The organism is Pseudopedobacter sp., assembly GCF_040392825.1.
Taxonomy (GTDB): domain Bacteria; phylum Bacteroidota; class Bacteroidia; order Sphingobacteriales; family Sphingobacteriaceae; genus Pseudopedobacter.
Genome location: NZ_JBEBVH010000012.1, coordinates 1 through 20,880, shown reverse-complemented (window position 1 = coordinate 20,880; position 20,880 = coordinate 1). Strand labels below are relative to the sequence as shown.

Annotated in this window: 19 protein-coding genes; 15 read left to right on the top strand and 4 right to left on the bottom strand. The window is 35.3% G+C overall.

All coding sequences use genetic code 11. The features are described from left to right. Positions 1 to 11: 11 nt before the first annotated feature. The 5 genes from ABWO41_RS01750 (at position 12) to porN (ending at position 5,775) form a co-directional block, all read left to right on the top strand. Positions 12 to 779: a uroporphyrinogen-III synthase gene (locus ABWO41_RS01750; RefSeq protein WP_353132478.1), complete on the top strand. Its 768-nt coding sequence runs from the start codon at positions 12 to 14 to the stop codon at positions 777 to 779. Between the two features lie 314 nt (positions 780 to 1,093). After that, complete coding sequence (gene porK / locus ABWO41_RS01745; RefSeq protein ID WP_353132475.1) at positions 1,094 to 2,449, top strand: T9SS ring complex lipoprotein PorK/GldK; 1,356 nt, start codon at positions 1,094 to 1,096, stop codon at positions 2,447 to 2,449. Positions 2,450 to 2,490: 41 nt separating this feature from the next. After that, positions 2,491 to 3,297, top strand: coding sequence for a type IX secretion system motor protein PorL/GldL (gene porL / locus ABWO41_RS01740; RefSeq protein ID WP_353132472.1), 807 nt, complete (start codon positions 2,491 to 2,493; stop codon positions 3,295 to 3,297). A gap of 41 nt (positions 3,298 to 3,338) precedes the next feature. Continuing rightward, the gene (gene porM / locus ABWO41_RS01735) at positions 3,339 to 4,883 is read left to right on the top strand and encodes a type IX secretion system motor protein PorM/GldM (protein ID WP_353132469.1); all 1,545 of its coding nucleotides are present in this window, start codon (positions 3,339 to 3,341) and stop codon (positions 4,881 to 4,883) included. A 1-nt stretch (position 4,884) separates the two neighbouring features. Further along, entirely contained in the window at positions 4,885 to 5,775 is an 891-nt protein-coding gene (gene porN, locus ABWO41_RS01730) for a type IX secretion system ring subunit PorN/GldN (protein WP_353132466.1), read from the top strand. Between the two features lie 56 nt (positions 5,776 to 5,831). Here porN and uvrC read toward each other — a convergent pair whose 3' ends face one another. From uvrC to porW, 3 genes are all read right to left on the bottom strand, one after another. Next, on the bottom strand, positions 5,832 to 7,631 hold the full coding sequence (uvrC, locus tag ABWO41_RS01725) for an excinuclease ABC subunit UvrC (protein WP_353132463.1): 1,800 nt from the start codon (positions 7,629 to 7,631) through the stop codon (positions 5,832 to 5,834). Between the two features lie 185 nt (positions 7,632 to 7,816). Next, on the bottom strand, positions 7,817 to 10,054 hold the full coding sequence (locus ABWO41_RS01720) for a transglycosylase domain-containing protein (protein ID WP_353132460.1): 2,238 nt from the start codon (positions 10,052 to 10,054) through the stop codon (positions 7,817 to 7,819). 1 nt (position 10,055) lies between these two features. Beyond that, positions 10,056 to 12,869: a type IX secretion system periplasmic lipoprotein PorW/SprE gene (gene porW / locus ABWO41_RS01715; RefSeq protein WP_502945624.1), complete on the bottom strand. Its 2,814-nt coding sequence runs from the start codon at positions 12,867 to 12,869 to the stop codon at positions 10,056 to 10,058. Between the two features lie 166 nt (positions 12,870 to 13,035). Between porW and ABWO41_RS01710 the strand changes: the two genes are divergently transcribed. The 10 genes from ABWO41_RS01710 (at position 13,036) to atpG (ending at position 20,210) form a co-directional block, all read left to right on the top strand. Then, positions 13,036 to 13,902: a M23 family metallopeptidase gene (locus ABWO41_RS01710; RefSeq protein WP_353132454.1), complete on the top strand. Its 867-nt coding sequence runs from the start codon at positions 13,036 to 13,038 to the stop codon at positions 13,900 to 13,902. A gap of 10 nt (positions 13,903 to 13,912) precedes the next feature. Continuing rightward, positions 13,913 to 14,332 carry a bactofilin family protein gene (locus tag ABWO41_RS01705; RefSeq protein ID WP_353132452.1) on the top strand — a complete coding sequence of 140 codons (420 nt, stop codon included), beginning with the start codon at positions 13,913 to 13,915 and terminating at the stop codon, positions 14,330 to 14,332. After that, positions 14,289 to 14,531, top strand: a complete 243-nt coding sequence (locus tag ABWO41_RS01700; protein WP_353132449.1) for an AtpZ/AtpI family protein — start codon at positions 14,289 to 14,291, stop codon at positions 14,529 to 14,531. Before ABWO41_RS01705 ends, ABWO41_RS01700 begins: the two co-directional genes overlap by 44 nt. A gap of 215 nt (positions 14,532 to 14,746) precedes the next feature. Next, complete coding sequence (locus tag ABWO41_RS01695; protein WP_353132446.1) at positions 14,747 to 15,004, top strand: hypothetical protein; 258 nt, start codon at positions 14,747 to 14,749, stop codon at positions 15,002 to 15,004. A gap of 14 nt (positions 15,005 to 15,018) precedes the next feature. After that, positions 15,019 to 16,152 (top strand): F0F1 ATP synthase subunit A, encoded by a 1,134-nt coding sequence (gene atpB / locus ABWO41_RS01690; RefSeq protein ID WP_353132443.1) that lies wholly within the window; start codon positions 15,019 to 15,021, stop codon positions 16,150 to 16,152. Between the two features lie 44 nt (positions 16,153 to 16,196). Then, entirely contained in the window at positions 16,197 to 16,412 is a 216-nt protein-coding gene (gene atpE, locus ABWO41_RS01685) for an ATP synthase F0 subunit C (protein ID WP_013633540.1), read from the top strand. Between the two features lie 91 nt (positions 16,413 to 16,503). After that, positions 16,504 to 16,998, top strand: coding sequence for a F0F1 ATP synthase subunit B (locus ABWO41_RS01680; RefSeq protein WP_353132440.1), 495 nt, complete (start codon positions 16,504 to 16,506; stop codon positions 16,996 to 16,998). Positions 16,999 to 17,079: 81 nt separating this feature from the next. After that, complete coding sequence (atpH, locus tag ABWO41_RS01675; RefSeq protein ID WP_353132437.1) at positions 17,080 to 17,613, top strand: ATP synthase F1 subunit delta; 534 nt, start codon at positions 17,080 to 17,082, stop codon at positions 17,611 to 17,613. 49 nt (positions 17,614 to 17,662) lie between these two features. Continuing rightward, complete coding sequence (atpA, locus tag ABWO41_RS01670) at positions 17,663 to 19,237, top strand: F0F1 ATP synthase subunit alpha (RefSeq protein ID WP_353132434.1); 1,575 nt, start codon at positions 17,663 to 17,665, stop codon at positions 19,235 to 19,237. 85 nt (positions 19,238 to 19,322) lie between these two features. Then, on the top strand, positions 19,323 to 20,210 hold the full coding sequence (gene atpG, locus ABWO41_RS01665) for an ATP synthase F1 subunit gamma (protein WP_353132431.1): 888 nt from the start codon (positions 19,323 to 19,325) through the stop codon (positions 20,208 to 20,210). Positions 20,211 to 20,273: 63 nt separating this feature from the next. On the opposite strand, the gene ABWO41_RS01660 is transcribed toward atpG, so the two are convergent. Next, positions 20,274 to 20,880 (bottom strand): ATP-binding response regulator (locus tag ABWO41_RS01660; protein ID WP_353132428.1); only part of this gene is annotated, 607 nt, incomplete at its 5' end.

Below are 20,880 nucleotides of genomic sequence, written 5' to 3'. Positions count from 1 at the left end.
AAAATATATTTATGCAATCTCAGTTGGAAGATAGAAAGACTAAAGTTAAAAGCATTTTGGTTACCTTACCAGAACCAGAAAGCAAAAAATCACCTTATTACGATTTAGCCGCATCGTTGAATCTCAAAATTGATTTCAGATCTTTTATTCATGTAGAAGGTGTGCCAGCTAAAGATGTTAGGAAAGATAAAATTAACTTGCCCGATTTTACAGCCGTAATTTTAACAAGTAAAAATGCAGCAGATCATTTCTTTAGAGTTTGTGAAGAGATGAGATATGAAGTCCCTGCCGAGATGAAATATTTCTGCATATCTGAATCTATAGCGCTTTATCTTCAGAAATATATACAATACCGTAAAAGAAAGATATTCTTCGGTAAACAGACTGCAAAAGATTTGGCAGATGTATTGAAAAAACATAGTGGTGAGAAATTCCTTTATCCATGTTCGGATGTTGCAGCAGAGGCAACGGAAGTTTTTTTGAGAAACCAGGGAATCGATTTTACACCGGCTGTACTTTTTAAAACAGTAGTATCAGATTTATCAGATTTGGCCGATGTGTTTTATGATATTATTGTGTTTTTTAGTCCGTCCAGTGTCCAGTCTTTGTTTACAAACTTTCCGGACTTTAAACAAAATAAAACAAGGATAGCTGCTTTCGGGAACACCACAAGGCAAGCTATTTTAGATGCAGGCTTAATTTTAGATATTCCAGCACCAACGCCAGAAGCACCTTCAATGACCATGGCTATAGAGCAATACATTAAGTCAATAAAGTAATAATATAAAAATACTCTGGGAACCGTAGCTTTTTTTATTTGGCTGCGGTTTTTTTTTGAAACAAAAAAAAACATATATCGTAATACGGTTTATAGCAACATTTAAAAAATACCCTATATTTGGTATTGATAAAATGAATTTGCGGCTGTATTTTAGATATTTTAAATAAATTGGTTGATACAATGAGTATGCATTTAGTTTTGCTTAGGGAGCAAAATTGCAACTTTATGCAAATTTATTGTCCTAAATTATTTATAGTTAATGTCTAATAACTAATTTAGCGCTTCAAAGACAGAAAATTGTAACAGAAGAAAATGAAGATTATATACTCATCAGTACTATTAATATCATTGGGATTGTTGGTAGGATGTGGGGGAGGCACAACGGGAGGAAGAGGAGAATTAACGGGAGTTAAATCTCAAAAGGCAGTTAGGCAGGAAGTACCATATGGAATGGTTTATATTCCTGCAGGAACTTTTGTAATGGGGCAAGTAGACCAGGATGTTACGATATCTCAATTTCCACAAAATAAACAAGTTACTATTTCCGCTTTTTATATGGATGAAACAGAGATTACCAATAGCGAATACAAGCAATTCGTACATTGGGTAAGAGACTCTATTGCCATAAAAAGATTAGGTACCGGTTCGGAAAAATATATGCTTAAGCCTAAAGGGAAAGATGCAACGGCCAGTGCTACTTTCATTGATTGGAAAAAAGTACAATCGGGAAAGGGTATTTGGGGAGATAAAACAATTGTCGAAGAGCTTAATAAAAATATGTATTACCAGGATAACGAAAGTTTTTTTGGAAAAAAAGAGCTGAATGTAGAGCAGTTGAAATACGATTATGAGTGGATAGATTATAGAAAGGCTGCCGATATGAGGGGTGCCCGTGATCCTAACAGGAACAAAAACGGTTTAGGAATCACAAGAGATCAATTCATTGTAAAAGAAGAAGTTTATATCTATCCGGACACGCTGGTTTGGATTTCTGATTTTACTTATGCTCAGAATGATCCTATGACCAAAGGCTATTTTTCTCATCCTTCTTTTGCTAATTATCCAGTTGTTGGTGTGAGTTGGAAACAAGCAAAAGCTTTCACTGTGTGGAGATCTAAATTAAATGAAGCCTATAAAACCTCAAGAAACTTGCCAGCAAGATTAGATTATGATTTGCCTACAGAGGCGCAATTTGAATATGCTGCAAGAGGAGGAAGAGTTGGGACTACCTATCCTTGGGGAGGTCCTTACATCAGAAATGCAAAAGGTTGTCTTTTAGCTAACTTCAAACCAGGAAGGGGAAATTATATTGATGACGGCGGAGCTTTTACAGTATACGCAAAATCGTATTTTCCAAATGACTACGGACTTTATAATATGGCAGGTAACGTTGCTGAATGGACCAGTTCGATTTATAATCCAACGGCAACAGCCTATGTAAATACATTAAATCCATCTTATGACAGAGCAGTAAAAGATGGTGATCCTGATTATGACAAAAGAAGGGTCGTAAAAGGAGGGTCATGGAAAGATATTGGTTATTTTTTACAAAACTCAGCTAAATCTTACGAATATCCGGATTCTACCCGTTCCTCAATTGGTTTTAGATGTGTTACTCCATTCGTTGGAAGAGACATTAAGGATAAACCAAGTCGTATGAAACCTTAACTAAACAAATTATAGAATAACTAAAATCTTAGCATAAAATTATGGCTGGAAAGAAAAAATTCAAAGTGACTATGGACGCTATTGTGTCCTGGGGTGCAACTGTTGTTATCATTGGAGCATTATTTAAAATTATGCACTGGCCTGGTGGAGGTATAGTAATATCTGCCGGACTTTTGGTAGAGGCGTTGCTGTTCTTCTTAATGGGTTTTCAACCCCCACACAAAGATCCGAAATGGGAAAAAGTATATCCGCAATTGTCAGACGACTTTGCCGGAGATTTACCGGATATGGGTAAAGCTGTAAAACTAAATGAGTTAGAGATAAAAGGTAATGTTGGTAGCGGATCAGCATTTCCTGATTTAAAAATAGGAGACGATTTTGCGGCAAAAGTGAAGGAAGGATTGGATAATTTCAGTACAAAAATCGCTTCTATTTCTAATGCTGCAGATGCATCGGTAGCTACTGCAGATTTTGCCAATAAGATTTCATTAGCTTCTACAAAAGTTGAAGGTCTAGGTCTGGCGGCCGAGAAAGCCAGCACAGGTGTGTTGGAAGTGGTACAGGCTTCTCAGGCATCTAAAGAATACCATACACAAATTGTAAATCTAGGTAAAAATATATCGGCATTAAATGCAGTTTATGAATTAGAGTTGCAAGATTCTAATGTCCATTTAAAGACAATGAACAAATTTTACCAAAACTTATCTGAGACCATGCATAATTTTAATGAGTCTTTAGATGATTCTAAACAGTTTAAAGAAGAAGTTGGTAAATTGTCTAAAAACTTGGCAAGCTTAAATGCTGTTTATGGTAATATGCTTTCTGCAATGAATCAACCACGAGCGTAATTTTTTAATTCTTTATTTGTTGAACTTTTAAATGTTAAAAAATGGCAGGTGGTAAGGAAACCCCAAGGCAGAAGATGATTGGTATTATGTACCTGGTGCTTATGGCTATGTTAGCACTAAATGTATCTGATACCATTTTAAATGCATTTTCTACCCTAAATAATAGTTTGGTGACCTCAACGGAATACGTTAGTCAAAGTTTAGACCAGGCAGTAAATGCTTTCGAACAGACTAAAATGAAAGAGAATCCGGAGAGAGCGAAACCAATTTTAGATAAAATAAATCAGGCAAAAACTGTCGCCGGAGAATTATTTACTTATGTAGATCAATTAAAGAAAACTCTGGAAACAGAAGGTGGCGGTCGTAATGTCGAAACCGGAGAATTAAATAAAAGAGACGATTTGGACGTTTCTCCCCGTATCATGATTAATCAGAAAAAAGGAGAGGAACTGAAGAAAAAAATTAATGAAACCAGAGAGAAATTATTGGCTTTGGTAGATCCAAAAGACAGAGCTTCTGTTGCTTTTTCTTTAGAAGCGGTTGATCCTAAGAAACCTGCAAATGATGGTACTAAAAAGAATTGGGAACAAAGTAACTTTGGAGATGGAACACCTTTGACAGCTACTATTACTATTCTTTCTAAAATTCAAACCGATGTAAAGAATGCGGAAAATGTAGTTGTTAGAAAATTCCTTTCTAAAATGGATGAAGCTTTAGTTACATTAGATGCATTTGCCGCAGTTGCGGTAGCTCCAACTTCTTATGTCATTCAGGGGCAACCATATACAGCAGAGGTTTTTCTAACAGCTTATGATTCAAAACAAAACCCCGATATAACCGTTAATGGATCTAAATTATCTACAAGAGACGGTAGAGGTATTTATACTTTAAATACTAATAGTGAGGGCGAGTTTAAATGGAAAGGAACTATTCGCGTACAACAGACCGATGGCACTATAAAAACATATGAAACTCCAGAGCAAAGTTATACTGTGGCAAGACCTTCTGCGGTAGTTTCTCCGGATAAAATGAATGTTCTTTACATTGGTCCGGACAACCCAATTTCAGTTTCTGCTCCCGGAATTCCAAAAGAGAAGTTAAAGGTTAATATGACCGGAGGTTCGCTTTCGGGTTCTAATGGAAAGTATATTGCTAAAGTTTCTGGGGGGAGTGAAGCTATTGTGACTGTTTCAGCAGAATTGGCTCCAGGAAAATCTCAGGTTCTGGGAACTACCAAATTCAGGATTAAGGAAGTTCCGCCCCCAATTGCGACTTTCGCGGGAAGAGCTTCTGGAGTTGTAAGTGCTGCTACAGCAAAAAGCACTGGGAAGTTGGAAGCGGAATTAAGAAATTTTGATTTTGATTTTAAATACAGGATCAGCAAATTTACATTGTTCGCGCAAAAGCCAAGACAAGACGCGGTTATTATTCAGTCTAATGATGATAACTTTGCAGGTCAGGTTAAGCAGGTAATAAGTAGTTTAGCCCCTGGCGATGTAATTTATTTCTTAAATATATCGGCAGTAGGTGAAACAGGGAAAACTGTGAATTTAGAAACTCCTGTGAGTATCCAAATAGGAAGATAAAATGATTAGAAAAGGAATATTTTCTGTGTTAGTGGTGCTTTTTACTTTAACACAAGTTAGCGCACAAACTGAGAAGAAGAAAAAAGCTGTTGTTAAATCTGTTCATGATTTTGCAGATTCGGTTAAGTACGATAAAAATGTCTCTAAAGACAGTATTAATTGTGCTCCCGCTTTGCCAAAGGTAAAAGCAGATGATGTGACTTATAGTAAGCGGGTTTGGAGAGATGTTTTCTTCGCAGAAAATTCCAATAAATATTTAGTAGCTGCTGAGCCCAAGAAAAATATCATTAGAATTATACTTGATGAAGTAAGGTCGGGAAGAATGGACGGCTATAACTCCGATAAATTTGAAATGGATGTAGATAGCGCTACTATAGATGGGGCCTTAACTACTTTAGGTATAGTTAGTGATGAGGAATTTAGTGATTACGAGAAAAATGTGAGATTTGGCTTGCGGATAGTTGAAGATTGGTATTTTGATAAGAACAGGTCTGAATTCAAACCATTCATTGTAGGTATTGCGGTTATAGTTCCAAACTCTATTAACTTAAATACAGGCCCGGCATTACCAGGTCAGAATGGACCTGCAGGTGGAGAGAACTTAGGAGACTTACTATTGAATATGCAGCCTGTGGTTTGGGTAAACTATCCATCTGTACGAGACAGACTTTGTAAATACACTATAGCACACCAAAACGATAAGATTGGATATAGTTTTGATGATGCTATGCAGTTAAGGTTCTTTACCAGTGTAATAACAAAAGAATCAAATCCGGAAGATATAAGAATTAAAGACAGAAAAGATTTAGCCAATGGCGTAGATAAACTTCTTGAAGCAGACAGAATCAAAAAGGGTCTAATGCAATATGAGCAAGATTTGTGGGAGTACTAATATCAGGCAGGCTAAAGGTATTGTTTCTAAGCCAGTTTACATATGTAAACTGGCTTTTAATTTTTTGTATTAAAAAATTCCAGAATTGTTTTTGCCTGCTTCTTGTTAACAATAGTCAGAAGCTGTTCTTCTGTCGCTTCTTTTACTTTCTTTACAGATTTAAAGTGTTTCAATAACTTTTCGGCCGAAGTTTTACCAATACCTTCAATCAATTCCAATTCTGTTTTTAAAGTACCCTGATCTCTTTTCTTCCTATGGAAAGTGATACCAAACCTGTGAGCTTCATCTCTCAAATGCTGAATAACTTTTAAGGTCTCCGACTTTTTATCTAAATGTAAAGGATACTGATCGCCGGGGTAGTACAATTCTTCTAACCTTTTAGCAATTCCAATAACAGCCAATTTATCGTATATACCTAGTTTTTTTAAGCTTTTAACAGCAGAAGATAATTGGCCTTTCCCTCCGTCTATAACTATTAATTGAGGTAGTGCTTGGTTTTCTTCTAAAATGCGCTTATAGCGTCTGTAAACAGCCTCTTCCATAGTGGCAAAATCGTTGGGGCCTTCAACTGTTTTAACGTTGAAATGACGGTAGTCTTTTTTGGAAGGTTTTGCATCTTTGAAAACTACAATTGAAGAAACAGGATATTTTCCCTGAAAATTTGAGTTGTCAAAACATTCAATGTGTTGAGGAAGTTCAGTTAAACGCAGATCTTTCTGCATTTTTGTGAGCAACCTTTCTACTTTTACTTCAGGATTTAATTTCTCATACTGTTCTATTTTCTCCTTTTTAAAGAATAAAACATTTTTTAAAGAAAGGTCTAGCAGGTTTTTTTTCTCACCTGCTTTTGGAACAGTGAATTTGATTTTTTCGTCTTCAATATCTATTTCAAAAGGAACAATAATTTCTCTTGATTGACTTTTGTATCTATTCCTAAATTCCGATATGGCTAATGCAAGTAATTCTTCATCAGTTTCATCCAAACATTTTTTTATCTCTATAGTTTGAGTCTGAATAATGGTACCATGCATTACTTTCAGGTAGTTTACGAAGGCAACTTTCTCTTCTGAAGCTATGCTAAATACATCAACTTCGGTAATGGAAGAATTGACTATTGTAGATTTGCTTTGATATTTCTCTAACAATTCATATTTTTTCTGTAACTGGTGGGCCAATTCGAAATTTAATGATCCCGCTGCTTCATTAATTTTTTCCTTTAGGCGTTTAATTACCTGGCTGGTTTTTCCATTCAGAATATCTTTAATTTCATCTATCGAGGCTTTATAATCTTCTTCGGTTTGCAAGCCTTCACATGGAGCTTTACAGTTTCCGATCTGATATTCCAGGCATGCCCTGAATTTGCCAGCAGCGATATTTGGCGGAGTAAGAGCAAGGTTACAGGTTCTGAGCTGATAACTTTCTTTTATTAAATCCAGAATGGAATGCATCATTGCAACTGAAGGATAGGGACCTAAATACTTTGAGCCGTCTTTTATAATGCGTCTTGTCCACTGTATTCTTGGAAATTTTTCGTTTTTGATGACTATCCAGGGGTAGGTTTTGTCGTCTTTTAATAGGACATTATATCTTGGCTTATGCTTTTTTATCAAGCTGTTTTCAAGAAGCCAAGCATCTACTTCAGAGTCTACGATAGTAAACTTTATATCCCGTATTTTATTTATTAAGACTTTAGTCTTAGCGTTAATTTTGTAATTATCTTTGATAAAGTAAGAGCTTACTCTATTTTTTAAATCCTTGGCTTTTCCAATATAAATGATCTCACCTTCATCATTATAATACTGATAAATACCTGGTTTATGTGGGATCTTGCTTAAATGTATTTTATAATCAAACATAGCTAAGGTAAAAACTAATAAAAAGCTAAAGACGAAAAATCCTTAAAGATAAGTATCTATCAAATGTATTGATATTGTATTTTATTTATGGAAAACCTCTACTCTATTAGCATTTTATAAGACAAAAATAAGGCATAATAGTCTTAAACTATTATGCCTTCTAATATTTGACAGAAAGACGAATTTTAAAATCCTAATCTTTCATTTAAATTTTCTGAGGATCCTTCTTCGCCTGTCCCTTGATGGTACTGGTTACAATCCAAAACTGTAGTTACTCCTCCTGCAGGCTGTTCAAAGTCTCCTTTGGTAATTCCAAGAGATGAATCGGCATAAACTTTTTTAATAAATAAGGCAAAGATAGGCAAAGCTGTATTAGCACCTTCTCCTAAGTTTGTGCTTCTGAAATGAATAGCCCTGTCTTCACAGCCAGTCCAAATTCCAGTAACTAATTGTGGCGTAATAGCCATAAACCAACCATCAGAGTTATCGTTAGTTGTACCTGTTTTTCCGCCTATAGGATTTGTTAATCCGTACCTATATCTCAATCTTACACCAGTCCCCTGCTCTACAACACCTTTTAACATGTAAGTCATTACATAGGCTGTCTGAGGATTTAATGCTACTACAACTTTAGGTTTTCTTTCGAAAAGAACATTTCCATTTTTGTCCTCAACACGGGTAAGATACATGGGTTCTGTCCATACACCGTGATTTACGAAAGTGCTATAAGCGCCCGTCATATCATATACAGAGGCTTCGAAAGATCCTAAGGCAATTGATGGATAAGGAGGCACATTACTGGTGATTCCCATTCTCTGAGCTAATGCCGCCACGCTCTCGGGGCCCACTTGTTGCATTACCCAGGCAGTAATATAGTTCTGCGATAGAGCCAGTGCTTGTCTTAGGGTTAGGTATCCTTGTTTTGCGACATGGCCTCTTGGAGTCCAGGGCTCTCCATAACCGGTAACAGTATAGGGAACATTGTTCACCTGATAACAAGGAGAGTATCCGTTATCGATGCCCACAGCATAAGTGAAAGGTTTAGCTGTTGAACCAACTTGTCGTGTACCCATCTTGACCTGGTCATATTTGAAATGCTCGAAGTTGATACCGCCAACCCATGCTTTTATAGCACCGGTTTTTGGATCCATACTCATCATCGAGTTTCTCAAAATCATTTTATAATACCTTATAGAATCTATGGGTTTCATTACAGTATCAATATTACCTCTCCAGCTGAAAATCTCCATATCGGTTGGTGTATTGAAATTCTTTTCAATTTCTGATTCGGATAAACCTTCTTCAACCAAAGCCCTGTATCTGTCGGAACGCTTCATGCCCTGCTTAATCAGGTTTTCATTGCCTTTGAAAGGGTTCCTGCCTTTCCAATGGTTATTGAATTCCTGTTGTAATGTTCTCATATATTCTTTCTGAGCTTCTTCTGCATAACGCTGCATTTTGGTATTGATGGTCGTGTAAATTTTCAATCCATCTCTATCCAAATCATATGGAGTGCCATCTGCTTTAGTTATAGAAAGTTCTTTTAAAGTCTGTTGGATATCCTTTTTGAGAACTGCTCTAAAATAAGTCGCTAATCCTTCGCTATGACTTGCTGGGTTAAACTTAAGTCCAAGAGAATTTTGTTTAAGCTTTTGTGCTTCATCTTCTGAAATGAAGTTTTCATCAGCCATTTTTTGAAGGATAAGGTTTCTTCTGCCTAAAGAGCGTTCTGGATTTCTGGTCGGAGAATAAAGACTTGTTCCTTTTAAGATGCCAATCAGTGTAGCCGCTTGTGCAGGGTCTAATTTCGCAGGTGTAGTGCTAAAATAGGTTCGGGAAGCAGCTTTAATGCCAAACGAATTATTTCCGAAATCAACAGTATTTAAATACATCGTAATGATTTCTTCTTTCGTATAGTTGCGTTCTAATTTTACAGCGACAATAAGTTCCTTCAGCTTTTGAGGAATTCTTTTTAGCGTAGATTTTTCTCTTGCTTGCCCCGAAAACAGATTAAGTGCTAATTGTTGAGTAATGGTACTTGCCCCTTGTTTCTTCCCTATAAGATTATAAATAATTATAGAAAAAGTTCTTTTAAAGTCTATTCCGGAATGATCAAGAAAACGAACATCCTCTGTGGCTACCAAAGCATTGATTACATTTGGAGAGATATCTTTGAATCTTACGTTCGATCGATTCTGAACATAATATGTTCCCAGTTCTGTTTTATCTTCTGCATAAATTACTGATGCCAGGTTGCTTTTGGGATTTTCCAAATCTCTAAAAGAAGGTAATTCACCGAATAATCCAAAGCCGGTAGCAATAATAATTAATGCTACAAATGCTACAACGCCAATTACACAGTTCCAAAAATATTTGTTGTACCTTTTAATGTCTTCAGTTAAAAGGGTGTTTTTTTTCTGCATCTTATTTTATGAAATTTAAATACTGATTCAAACTCTCCGTACTATTGATCAAAAGTAAATTAGGATCCGAGATAATGAATGAAGTAAACTCATTTTCTTTCAAGCCTAAAATTTCTGAAAGAGAACCAGATAATTCTGCTAATGCTTTTTCTGCCATATCTTTATTTGTAAACGGACCTTTTACAATAATCAACTTGTCGGTGTTTCCAATGGTTCTTATTGATAGATTCACAGAACCTGGTGCAAAGTTAGTATAAAAATGTTTTGTTAGCGCTGCAAAAGGTTTGGCAACATTCATTGTAGCATTTCTGATATCTACAACAACGGCATGTTTAATCCTGATATTGTTGCTGAAATTAATTACTTTAGGTTTTTCAGTTTCTTTTACCGTTTTATTCGTTTCAGCCACTGATGCATTGTCTGCGGAGTTTAATATATCTTTTGGTACCGCTGCTGTTGTTTTTGGTGTTTCCTTCTTTATTGTTTCGATATTTTTTGCCGACGGTTGCGGACTTGTTATTTCCTTTGGCAATTCCGACGTCAAATTCGGTTTATTGCTGATGGTATTTGTCGTTGGAATGACTTCATTCGGATCGTAGTTTAAAAGAGCCGTTGGTCTATTGTAAAATAAAGCCCGGTTATTTGCTATGTAAGTAAGCTGATTCTGAATTTGCGTATTAACTGTTGTATCGTTCGGATATTTTTTTAGAATTTCTTCTAAACTGGAAATAAAAGCGGGAGCTTTTTCTGTATGGCCAATAGCTAACGCTTTTAAATACGCAAGTTTCGCAGCTTCAGAAGGGTATTCTTCTGTCTGAGCTTCCAGCCCATTAATCTTTGTTATAGCCTCTGCGTATTTTTTATTAGTATAACTTAAATAAGCATCTTCATAAAGTTTGTTTAAACGGGCTAAAGCGGCTTCTTTTTCTTTACCAAAATCAGGGTTAATTAAAGCTTTTGCATATACAGACTCTGGGAAATGTTTAATTATAAGGTTTCTGTATTGTTCCGATTTTGAAGCATCTATTTCTTCATATAATCTGTACAATTGATAATAAAGTTCTGCTACTTTCAGATCGTTTAAAGTATATTCTTTTAATAACTGTTCTAATTCTTCGATAGCAGCTTTGTCATCATTCAGTTTATCTTTATAGAACATTGCAATCTCGTATCTTGCATTTCTAATCTTATTTAAAGCAAGCTCTTTTTGTTCCCGTGTTGTAGGAATTGTGCTTAACATGCTGTTACGCAATGAATCCAGATTAGAACTGCTGGTTTTTGCGTTACTAAGCTGCTGTAATGGATCGGTAAGATTGGGATTTTGATCTAACGAAGTATTTGCAACCCCTGCACTAACTCTCCAATTATCTGCCAGTTTTCTGTTGCCCCATCTTTTTTTGAATTCATTTATTCCCTGAGAAATTGCAGTACTGTTATTGAAATAAAAAGCTTCGCTGTTTCCTTTCTCGATATTGGTACTTGTATTAGATAGATTAGACGCTAAATTATTGCTAGCTTGTGCAGATACATTTTCTTCTTCCTCTTTTTGTTTTTGAATTTCTTTTATTTTTTTGTCTATGTAATTTAACCGCTCTTCTTCCGACAGGTTACTCAGCATCAATAGTTCATTCTCTTTTTCAATTATAATAAGTCTGTCGGCAAGATATTGCAGATTTTTAGCTTTTAAAGAGATTGCGTTAAAAGAAGGGTACTCTTTTGGAAGGTTTTGTAGTGTGCTATCGTAATAAAGTTGAGCCTTTGAGTAATTTTTCAACGAATCAAAATTAAGTTCGGCAAGCCTTAAATAGGAAAGCGCTTTTTGTTTAGCGCTGCCAGGTTCGGTATGTGCAGAAATATTATAATATTTAATTGCGTCATCCAGATTAGATAAATCTTCGTAAGATTGACCAATCTGATAGTATATCTGATCTTTAAACTCTTTGTTTTTATCCTCTTTCAACAGCCGGTGTAAAGTCGCTATTTTATTAAACTGTATCCCGCTTGCAGACTCTTTTAATCTTACCTGAGCTAAATTAGCGTTAAAGGACATTTCGAAGGAAGCGTTACTTTTAACTACTTTTCCGTAATTACCGTATGCAGCTTCAGGATTTCCAATTTCTTCCTGTATTTGAGCCAGAATATAGGTCCATCTAATTTTGGAATATCTATCCTTTGCAAAATTTACGCTTTTTATAAGATGGAATTCTGCATCTGTCAATTTATTTTGGTAGAGATATGATTTCGCAAGAGCTGCATTTAGTTCGGCTCTATGCGCTTTTTGATTTTTGGAATAGGCTAGTTGTAAAACGGAGTCTGCTTCCTGGTATTTTTTTAAAGCGAATAGCGATTTTCCATGCCAAACTAGAGCTTCTACTGTATTCTTTTTTTCATTTGGAAAGTTCTGAGAAACATAGCTGAAATATTCTGCTGCATTAAAGAAGTTCCCTTTATAGTATTCTGCCTTTGCCAGTAATAAAAAAGCGTCATCTATCCAATTGCTTTCATACTTTTCTAAAGCGATTCTGTTCGCCCTGAGTATGACTTCATTTAAATTTCCAGATTCGGCTTCTGATGATTCTTTAGTTGGTATAGGGAAAATTTCTAATAAATTATTGTAATCGTCTTTATTGGCATTCTTGAAATTGAGCTCACTTGTCTTTAACATTTCTGATGCATTATAATAAATGTTATAATGAGCAGTTAAGTTTTTCATGAAAGATACTTTCTTTCCTGATTTTTTTGAGGCGCAGGCAGCTACTACTAAAAATATACAGAAAGATGAGTATTTAAGAATACGTTTAATATGTACGTTCAAAATCAATAAATTTAAAATTCAATTCAAATACGAGCAAAAATATTCTATATTGTCATATTTACGGGACTAAAGATATTAAATATATACAGTCTAAAGTCAAAATTAAAAAGTCAAAATAATAAAATAGTATCTTAAATGTTTACCAGATACCCATGTTTATAAAAGAATGGCTAAAAGAAAAAAACTAATAACAAGATTAAAAGAAAAGTATAAACTGGTTATTTTAAATGATAACACATTTGAAGAGAAGATTTCTTTTAGAGCGTCATTGTGGTATCTTATTATAGGAACTGCGGCATTTGCCATTGTTTTAGTTTTCTTAACGTTGATGATTATAAAAGGAACTCCACTGAAACACTATTTAATAGGTGTTTCCGATGTTTCTTCGCAAAGAGAGATTGTGAATGCGCATTTAAAAATAGACTCGCTTACAAAACTGACAGAACAAAATGAGGTATATTTAGAAAATATCAAACGTGTTATTAATGGAGAGATTAGTGAGGGGAAATCAGAAAGGCCTGAAGACGATGAAGCACAAAAAAATGCGAAGGCGTTAAATAATAAGATTTCCAAAGAGGAGCTAGAATTAAGAAAGCTTATAGAGTCTGAGAGTCAATTCGATTTAAATGTAGAGCAATTAAGTAAAGAGCATAAGGGAGTAAACGCTTTTACATTTTTTAGCCCAATTAAAGGAAATATTACCGAACACTTTGATAAAAGCAGACAACATTTTGGAATAGATATAGCTGCAAAGAAAAATGAGAATATTAAAGCTGTTTTGGAAGGAACGGTGGTTCTTTCCTCTTTTACACCGGAAACAGGAAATGTGATAGCCATTCAGCACAGAGATAATATGCTGTCTTTTTATAAGCACTGTTCTGCTTTGCTAAAAAAGGCAGGCAGCTTTGTTCGGGCGGGCGAAGTTATAGCGGTAGTAGGAAATACAGGGGAATATACAACTGGTCCGCATTTACATTTTGAATTATGGATGAACGGAAGTGCCGTTAATCCAGAAGAATTTATAAATTTTTAGATTTAAGAAGATGTTTCAAAAAAAGAAGAATAATCTAAATGAACAGAAGGCCGGATCAATTAACATTGTTGGTGAAGGGACAGAAATAACCGGAGACCTTACAACTAAAGGAGATATTAGGATTGATGGCAGAATACAAGGAAATGTAATCTCACAGGCAAAAGTAGTTGTTGGTGCTTCGGGCGAAGTTGTTGGAGACATCTATGCCTATTCGGCAGAACTGTCTGGCACAATTTCAGGCAATATTACGGTAGGAGAGAATTTGTTTTTAAAAATGACTGCCAATGTAAACGGAAACATTTTGTCAAACAAATTGGTTATAGAAAATGGGGCAGATTTTAACGGATATTGCCAAACAGGAGTTACAGATACCAATTCTATTTTCAATGCAAAAGAAAGATCCTCTGGAAAAGAAGAAACAACTGCTTAATACAGCAAATAGTTATGTTAAGTATTCTGCGTTAGCATTCCAAATGATTGGAATTATAGGGATCTGTACTTTTATTGGCTATAAAATAGATGAATCTCAACAGAATAAAACACCTCTTATTACCGGGATTGCAAGCCTGATAGGGGTGATAATTGCGTTATATACTGTTTTTAAAGACCTAACTAATAAAAAATCATAAAGCCTTAACTGCTTGGTGATTATCTGGAAAACTATTCCTAAATTTGCGCTTCATCAGAATGACTTTTTATTAATTTTTTTATTTTGAGTTTAAGCAAGTTCTTTTATTTATTCTCTGCCTATACTTTATTGTTGATAGGAATTAGTTTAATACTGATGTATCCACTTGACATGAGATCTTATTTTATACCTAAATATTGGGTGATTTTCGGGTTCATGGCAGGTATTGCAATAGTTGTATATGTACTTTCGTGGTTTGGAATAAAAAACGGTGGTGAAGGACAAGTTTTAATGTCTATGGGGGGAATAGTTATCCGCTTGTTATTTAGTATGTTACTAGTTGTTTTTTACCTGAATAAATTCGCTGTAGATCCCATTATTTTTGTTATAAATTTTTTTTCTGCGTATTTCTTATTTACAGTCTTTGAAATCTATTGTTTGTTAGTTAACTTGCGCCACCAAATTAAAAAGTAAAAAACACGGAATCAATGGATTTTAGCCACATTTTAAATTACAAAAAAATCAGACTAAAGACAGTTTTTGCTCTTTTTTTAGCTTTTATGTCATTTAAGACCTTTGCTTTTGAGGAGCAAGATACCACTTTAAAAGCACAAGATACATTACAACATGTGGCGACTGTTGACGGTCATGAAGCACATCAGGCTGTGGAAGAAAAATTTGATCCAACAGTTACAATCTTAGAGCATATCAGCGATTCTCATGGCTGGCACTTATGGGGGCATACATCTTTGCCTCTCCCAATTATTCTTTATACAGATAAAGGATTAGAAGTATTTTCATCATCTAAATTGATGGATGAGCATCATCATCCAATTGCTTATGCAGGTAAATATTATACTTACATTAATCAACATGAGCATATTAAGGTAGTAGACGCTAATGGGCAGGTAGATGAAATGGCTTCTGCGAAAGTGTTAGACTTTTCTATTACCAAGAACGTAGCAGGAATGTTTGTTGCGATTACATTGTTGTTGATTGTTTTCCTAAGTGTTGCAGGGTCTTATAAGAAAAGAGCAGGTAAAGCACCTAAAGGTTTACAGTCATGGTTAGAGCCAATAATTCTATTTGTAAGGGATGATATTGCCCGTCCGAATATTGGTTATAAATACGAAAAGTTTATGCCATTGTTATTGACGATTTTCTTCTTTATCTGGTTCAATAACTTATTAGGCTTAATCCCAATTTTCCCAGGAAGTGCGAATGTCACAGGAAATATTGCGGTTACTTTAGTACTCGCTGGTATAGTTTTAATAGTGGTAAATGTCAACGGTAACAAATATTACTGGAAACATATTTTTAAGCCGGATGTTCCGTTTTGGTTATTGCCAATTATGTGGGCAGTAGAGATTATTGGTATTTTCTCTAAACCATTTGCATTAATGGTTCGTCTTTTTGCAAATATTACGGCAGGGCACATTATTATATTAAGCTTAATCTCTTTAATATTTATATTCAAGAGTGTTGCTATAGCTCCGGTATCAGTAGCTTTTGTATTGTTTATGTCTGTGTTAGAATTGTTGGTAGCATTCTTACAAGCATTTATTTTTACTATGCTGGCAGCTTTATTTATTGGTACAGCTGTAGAAGAGCATCATCATTAATTAGAAACTTTTTGTTTAAACATATATAATAAATTAAAACAGTTATGGTAGGTTCAATCGCTGCAATTGGTGCAGGTTTAGCAGTAATCGGTGCTGGTATTGGTATCGGAAATGTTGGTAGCAAAGCAATGGAAGGTATTGCTCGTCAGCCAGAGGCTGCTTCAAAAATTCAAACTGCAATGATTATCGCAGCAGCTCTTATCGAGGGTGTTGCTTTATTCGGTGTGGTAGTTGCTCTTTTAGGTAACAACCCTGCATAAGACAACTAAAATTATAAGTCGGAAATGAAGCGATTGGCCTAGTTTCCGACTTCTTTAAAAGAATCTTTAATTACGTTATATATTAAAATTTATGGAATTAATAACTCCGAGCATAGGTTTAATTTTTTGGACACTTGTAGCTTTTGTACTTTTATTGATCATTCTAAGAGTGGCAGCTTGGAAACCAATTCTTTCTGCTATTCGTGAGCGTGAAAACTCTATTGAAGATGCTTTAAACAAAGCAGAATTGGCAAAACAGGAAATGGCTCGTTTATCCAACGAAAACGAATCTTTGTTAAAGCAAGCCAGAGCAGAGCGTGACGAAATTCTTAAAGAGGCAAAAACTTTAAAAGACAAAATTGTTAACGAAGCGAAAACTCAGGCACAGGTAGAGGGAGCAAAATTGATTGAAGCTGCCAAAGTAGAAATCAATAACCAAAAACTGGCTGCTCTAGCAGAAGTTAAATCTCAGGTTGCTAATTTATCTCTGGAAATTGCAGAGAAAGTTCTTCGTCAGGAATTTGCTGATAAAGCTAAGCAAGAACAGGTAGTAGAGGGTTTATTAAAAGATATTAAGTTAAATTAGTTGTCCGTTAGCAGTTGTTAGTTGTTAGTTGTCAGCAAAAACTGATAACTATATAACCAGGAACTGGAAACTGAAAGAATTATGTCGGAAATAAAAGTAGCATCAAGATACGCAAAATCACTTCTGGACCTGGCCATTGAAAAAAAGTTAGAGAAAGAGGTTAGGAATGATATGCAGCTTTTTGCAGAAACGCTTAAAGCAAATTCTGAGCTTGCATCTGTGATAAAAAATCCTATTATCAGTTTAGATAAGAAAAAGAATATTCTTTCGGCTGTTTTTGCAGGTAAAATGCAGGATATTACCCACTCCTTTTTTAATATCATGGTTAATAAAGGAAGAGCTGCAGTTTTGGAAGAAGCAGCTAAAGAATTTATCAATCAATACAATATCCATAATAACATAAATTCTGTAAAAGTTGTTTCAGCAGCTCCTTTGACAGAAGCTTCTAAGTCAGAAATCGTAGAGAAGGTAAAATCTATTCTTGGCGGAGAAGTAATATTAAATGTAAGTGTAGACGAGAGTTTGATAGGGGGGCTTGTTTTAACTATTGGAGACAAACAATATGACGCCAGTATTGCAAGCAAGTTAAGCCAGTTGAAGAAAGCGTTTGCATAAAAGAATTTGTAATAATTAGATTAACAATAAAAAAGCTAAATAAATAAAAATGGTAGAGGTAAGACCAGATGAAGTTTCGGCGATTTTACGTCAGCAATTGTCGGGATTTAAGTCAGAAACAGAATTAGAAGAGGTAGGTACCGTACTTCAGGTAGGTGATGGTATCGCTCGTGTTTATGGTTTAACCAAAGTACAAGCTGGTGAACTGGTTGAATTTGAAACTGGTTTACAAGGTATAGTACTGAATCTTGAAGAAGATAATGTAGGGGTAGTATTGTTGGGACCTTCTGATGAGATTAAAGAAGGTGATACTATTAAACGTACTAACAGAATTGCATCTATTAAAGTAGGTGAAGGCATGTTAGGTCGTGTTGTTAATACATTAGGCCAACCAATTGATGGTAAAGGACCTATTGCTGGTGAAACTTATGAAATGCCATTAGAGCGTAAAGCTCCGGGCGTTATTTATCGTCAGCCAGTAACTGAACCACTACAAACAGGTATCAAGGCTATCGACGCGATGATTCCAATTGGTCGTGGTCAGCGTGAGTTAGTAATCGGTGACCGTCAGACAGGTAAGTCTGCGGTTTGTATCGATACTATTATCAACCAAAAAGAATTTTATGATGCAGGTCAACCTGTATTTTGTATATATGTTGCTGTAGGTCAAAAAGCAAGTACTGTTGCTAATGTTGTTAAAACTTTAGAAGAAAACGGTGCTATGGCATATACAGTAGTAGTTTCAGCTACAGCTGCAGATCCTGCGCCTATGCAATTCTACGCTCCATTTGCAGGTGCTGCAATTGGTGAGTATTTCCGTGATACCGGTAGACCAGCTTTAATCATTTATGATGATTTATCTAAACAAGCTGTTGCTTATCGTGAGGTATCATTACTATTAAAACGTCCTCCAGGTCGTGAAGCTTACCCAGGAGACGTATTCTATTTACATAGCCGTTTATTGGAAAGAGCTGCTAAAATCAATGCGAATGATTCTATAGCTCAGCAAATGAACGACTTACCAGAATCTATCAAACATTTGGTAAAAGGAGGCGGTTCTTTAACTGCACTTCCTATTATCGAAACTCAAGCGGGTGACGTTTCTGCATATATCCCAACTAACGTAATTTCTATTACAGACGGACAGATATTCCTTGAGTCTAACCTGTTTAACGCAGGTGTTCGCCCGGCTATCAACGTTGGTATTTCTGTATCACGTGTGGGTGGTAACGCTCAAATTAAATCAATGAAAAAAGTTGCCGGTACTTTGAAATTAGACCAGGCACAATACCGCGAGTTAGAGGCTTTCTCTAAATTCGGATCTGATTTAGATGCTTCTACAAAGTTAGTACTTGATAAAGGTGCTCGTAACGTGGAGATATTGAAACAAGGTCAATTCTCTCCGGTACCTGTAGAGAAGCAAGTTGCTATCATTTATGTGGGTACTAAGAATTTGATGAGAAATGTTCCGGTTAACAAAGTAAGAGAATTTGAAGAGGAGTTCGTTAACCAATTAGAGCAACGTCATCCGGAAGTATTGGCTGGTTTGAAAGCTGGTAAATTTGATGATGGTTTAACAAGCGTATTAGAAACAGTAGCGAAAGAAATTTCTGCAAAATATTAAGTTAAGTAGCAAGATTTTAGTATCAGGTATCAAGACTTCTATATGGTCTTAGTACTTGATACTTACTACTAGATACTAAAAAAGAATGGCAAATTTAAAAGAAGTTAGAATAAGAATTGCATCGGTAAGTTCTACGCAACAAATTACTAAGGCAATGAAAATGGTATCGGCAGCTAAATTAAAAAGAGCTACCAATGCTATTATTCAATTACGTCCTTATGCTAACAAGCTACAGGAAATATTAAAAAATCTTTCTGCTTCTTTGGAAGATGGCGTTTCTGCATACACTCAAGAACGTGAAGTAAAAAATGTTCTGTTAGTAGTAATTACTTCTAATAGAGGCTTAGCTGGTGCTTTCAACACAAATGTATTGAAAACTGCAAATAATTTAATTGCAGAAAAATATGATACATACAGACAAAGCGGTAATTTGCAAATTATAGCAATCGGTAAAAAGGCTCAGGATTATTACGAAAAGCGCGATTACAAAGTTATTGGTAATAATAATGATCTTTTTTCTGAATTAAACTTTGAAAATGTTTCTGCTATTACCGAAGCTATTATGCAAGGTTTTGTTGAGGGTAAATATGACAAGGTAGAGGTTGTTTACAATCAATTTAAAAATGCAGCAGTTCAATTACTGACTGTTGAGCAATTATTACCAGTCCCTAAAGCCGAGAGGGTAGAAGAAGATAGTACTTCTTCTAATGTAGATTATATCCTGGAGCCTTCTAAAGAAGAGATTGTTGAAAATCTGATTCCTAAAAATATTAAACTGCAATTATACAAAGCCGTTTTAGATTCGCATGCAGCAGAACATGGTGCTCGTATGACAGCTATGGATAAAGCAACTGATAATGCAGGTGAGTTATTGAAAGCGTTGAAACTTTCATATAATCAGGCTCGCCAGGCGGCAATTACAACAGAATTGTCTGAGATTGTGAGTGGTGCGGCAGCATTGTCTAACGGTTAGAACAAACTATAAAATAAAAAGGTTGCCGTTTTTAAAATGGCAACCTTTTTATTTTATAACTGTTTAATTTCTATTGATATGCTTTAAGGTCTTATTCAATAGTTCTTCAGGCAGAAATGGTTTTACAACAATATCGTCCATTTCAGCCCTTTCAAGTTCATATTCTATATCCGAGGGTAAGTTTGCAGTTAAAGCAATAATAGGAAGTTTTACACCCATTTTTCTCATTTGTTTTGTTGCTTCATAGCCATCCATTACAGGCATATGAAGATCCATCAGTATTAACTGATGTTTATTGATATCTAACTTCTCTAAACTTTCTTTGCCATTTGCTGCCACATCCATTATTGCTCCCCATTTTTCCAGAAAAGCTTTAGCTATGTATACATTCATTATATTGTCCTCAACCAATAATATATGTGCTCCATCTAAATCTGTCTTTTTATCAAACATAGTCTGAGCAGTGGAGAAACTGTTTTCAGATATTATGGCTTTTTCAAAAGTATGGGTGAAGAAGAACGTGGAGCCTTTATGTTCTTCGCTTTCTAAACGGAGTTCAGAATGCTGAAGTTCAAGAATCCTTTTGCATATAGCTAACCCCAACCCCGTTCCTCCAAAACTTCTGGATGTGGATGAGTCAGCTTGAGTAAATCGGTCGAATATAATATCC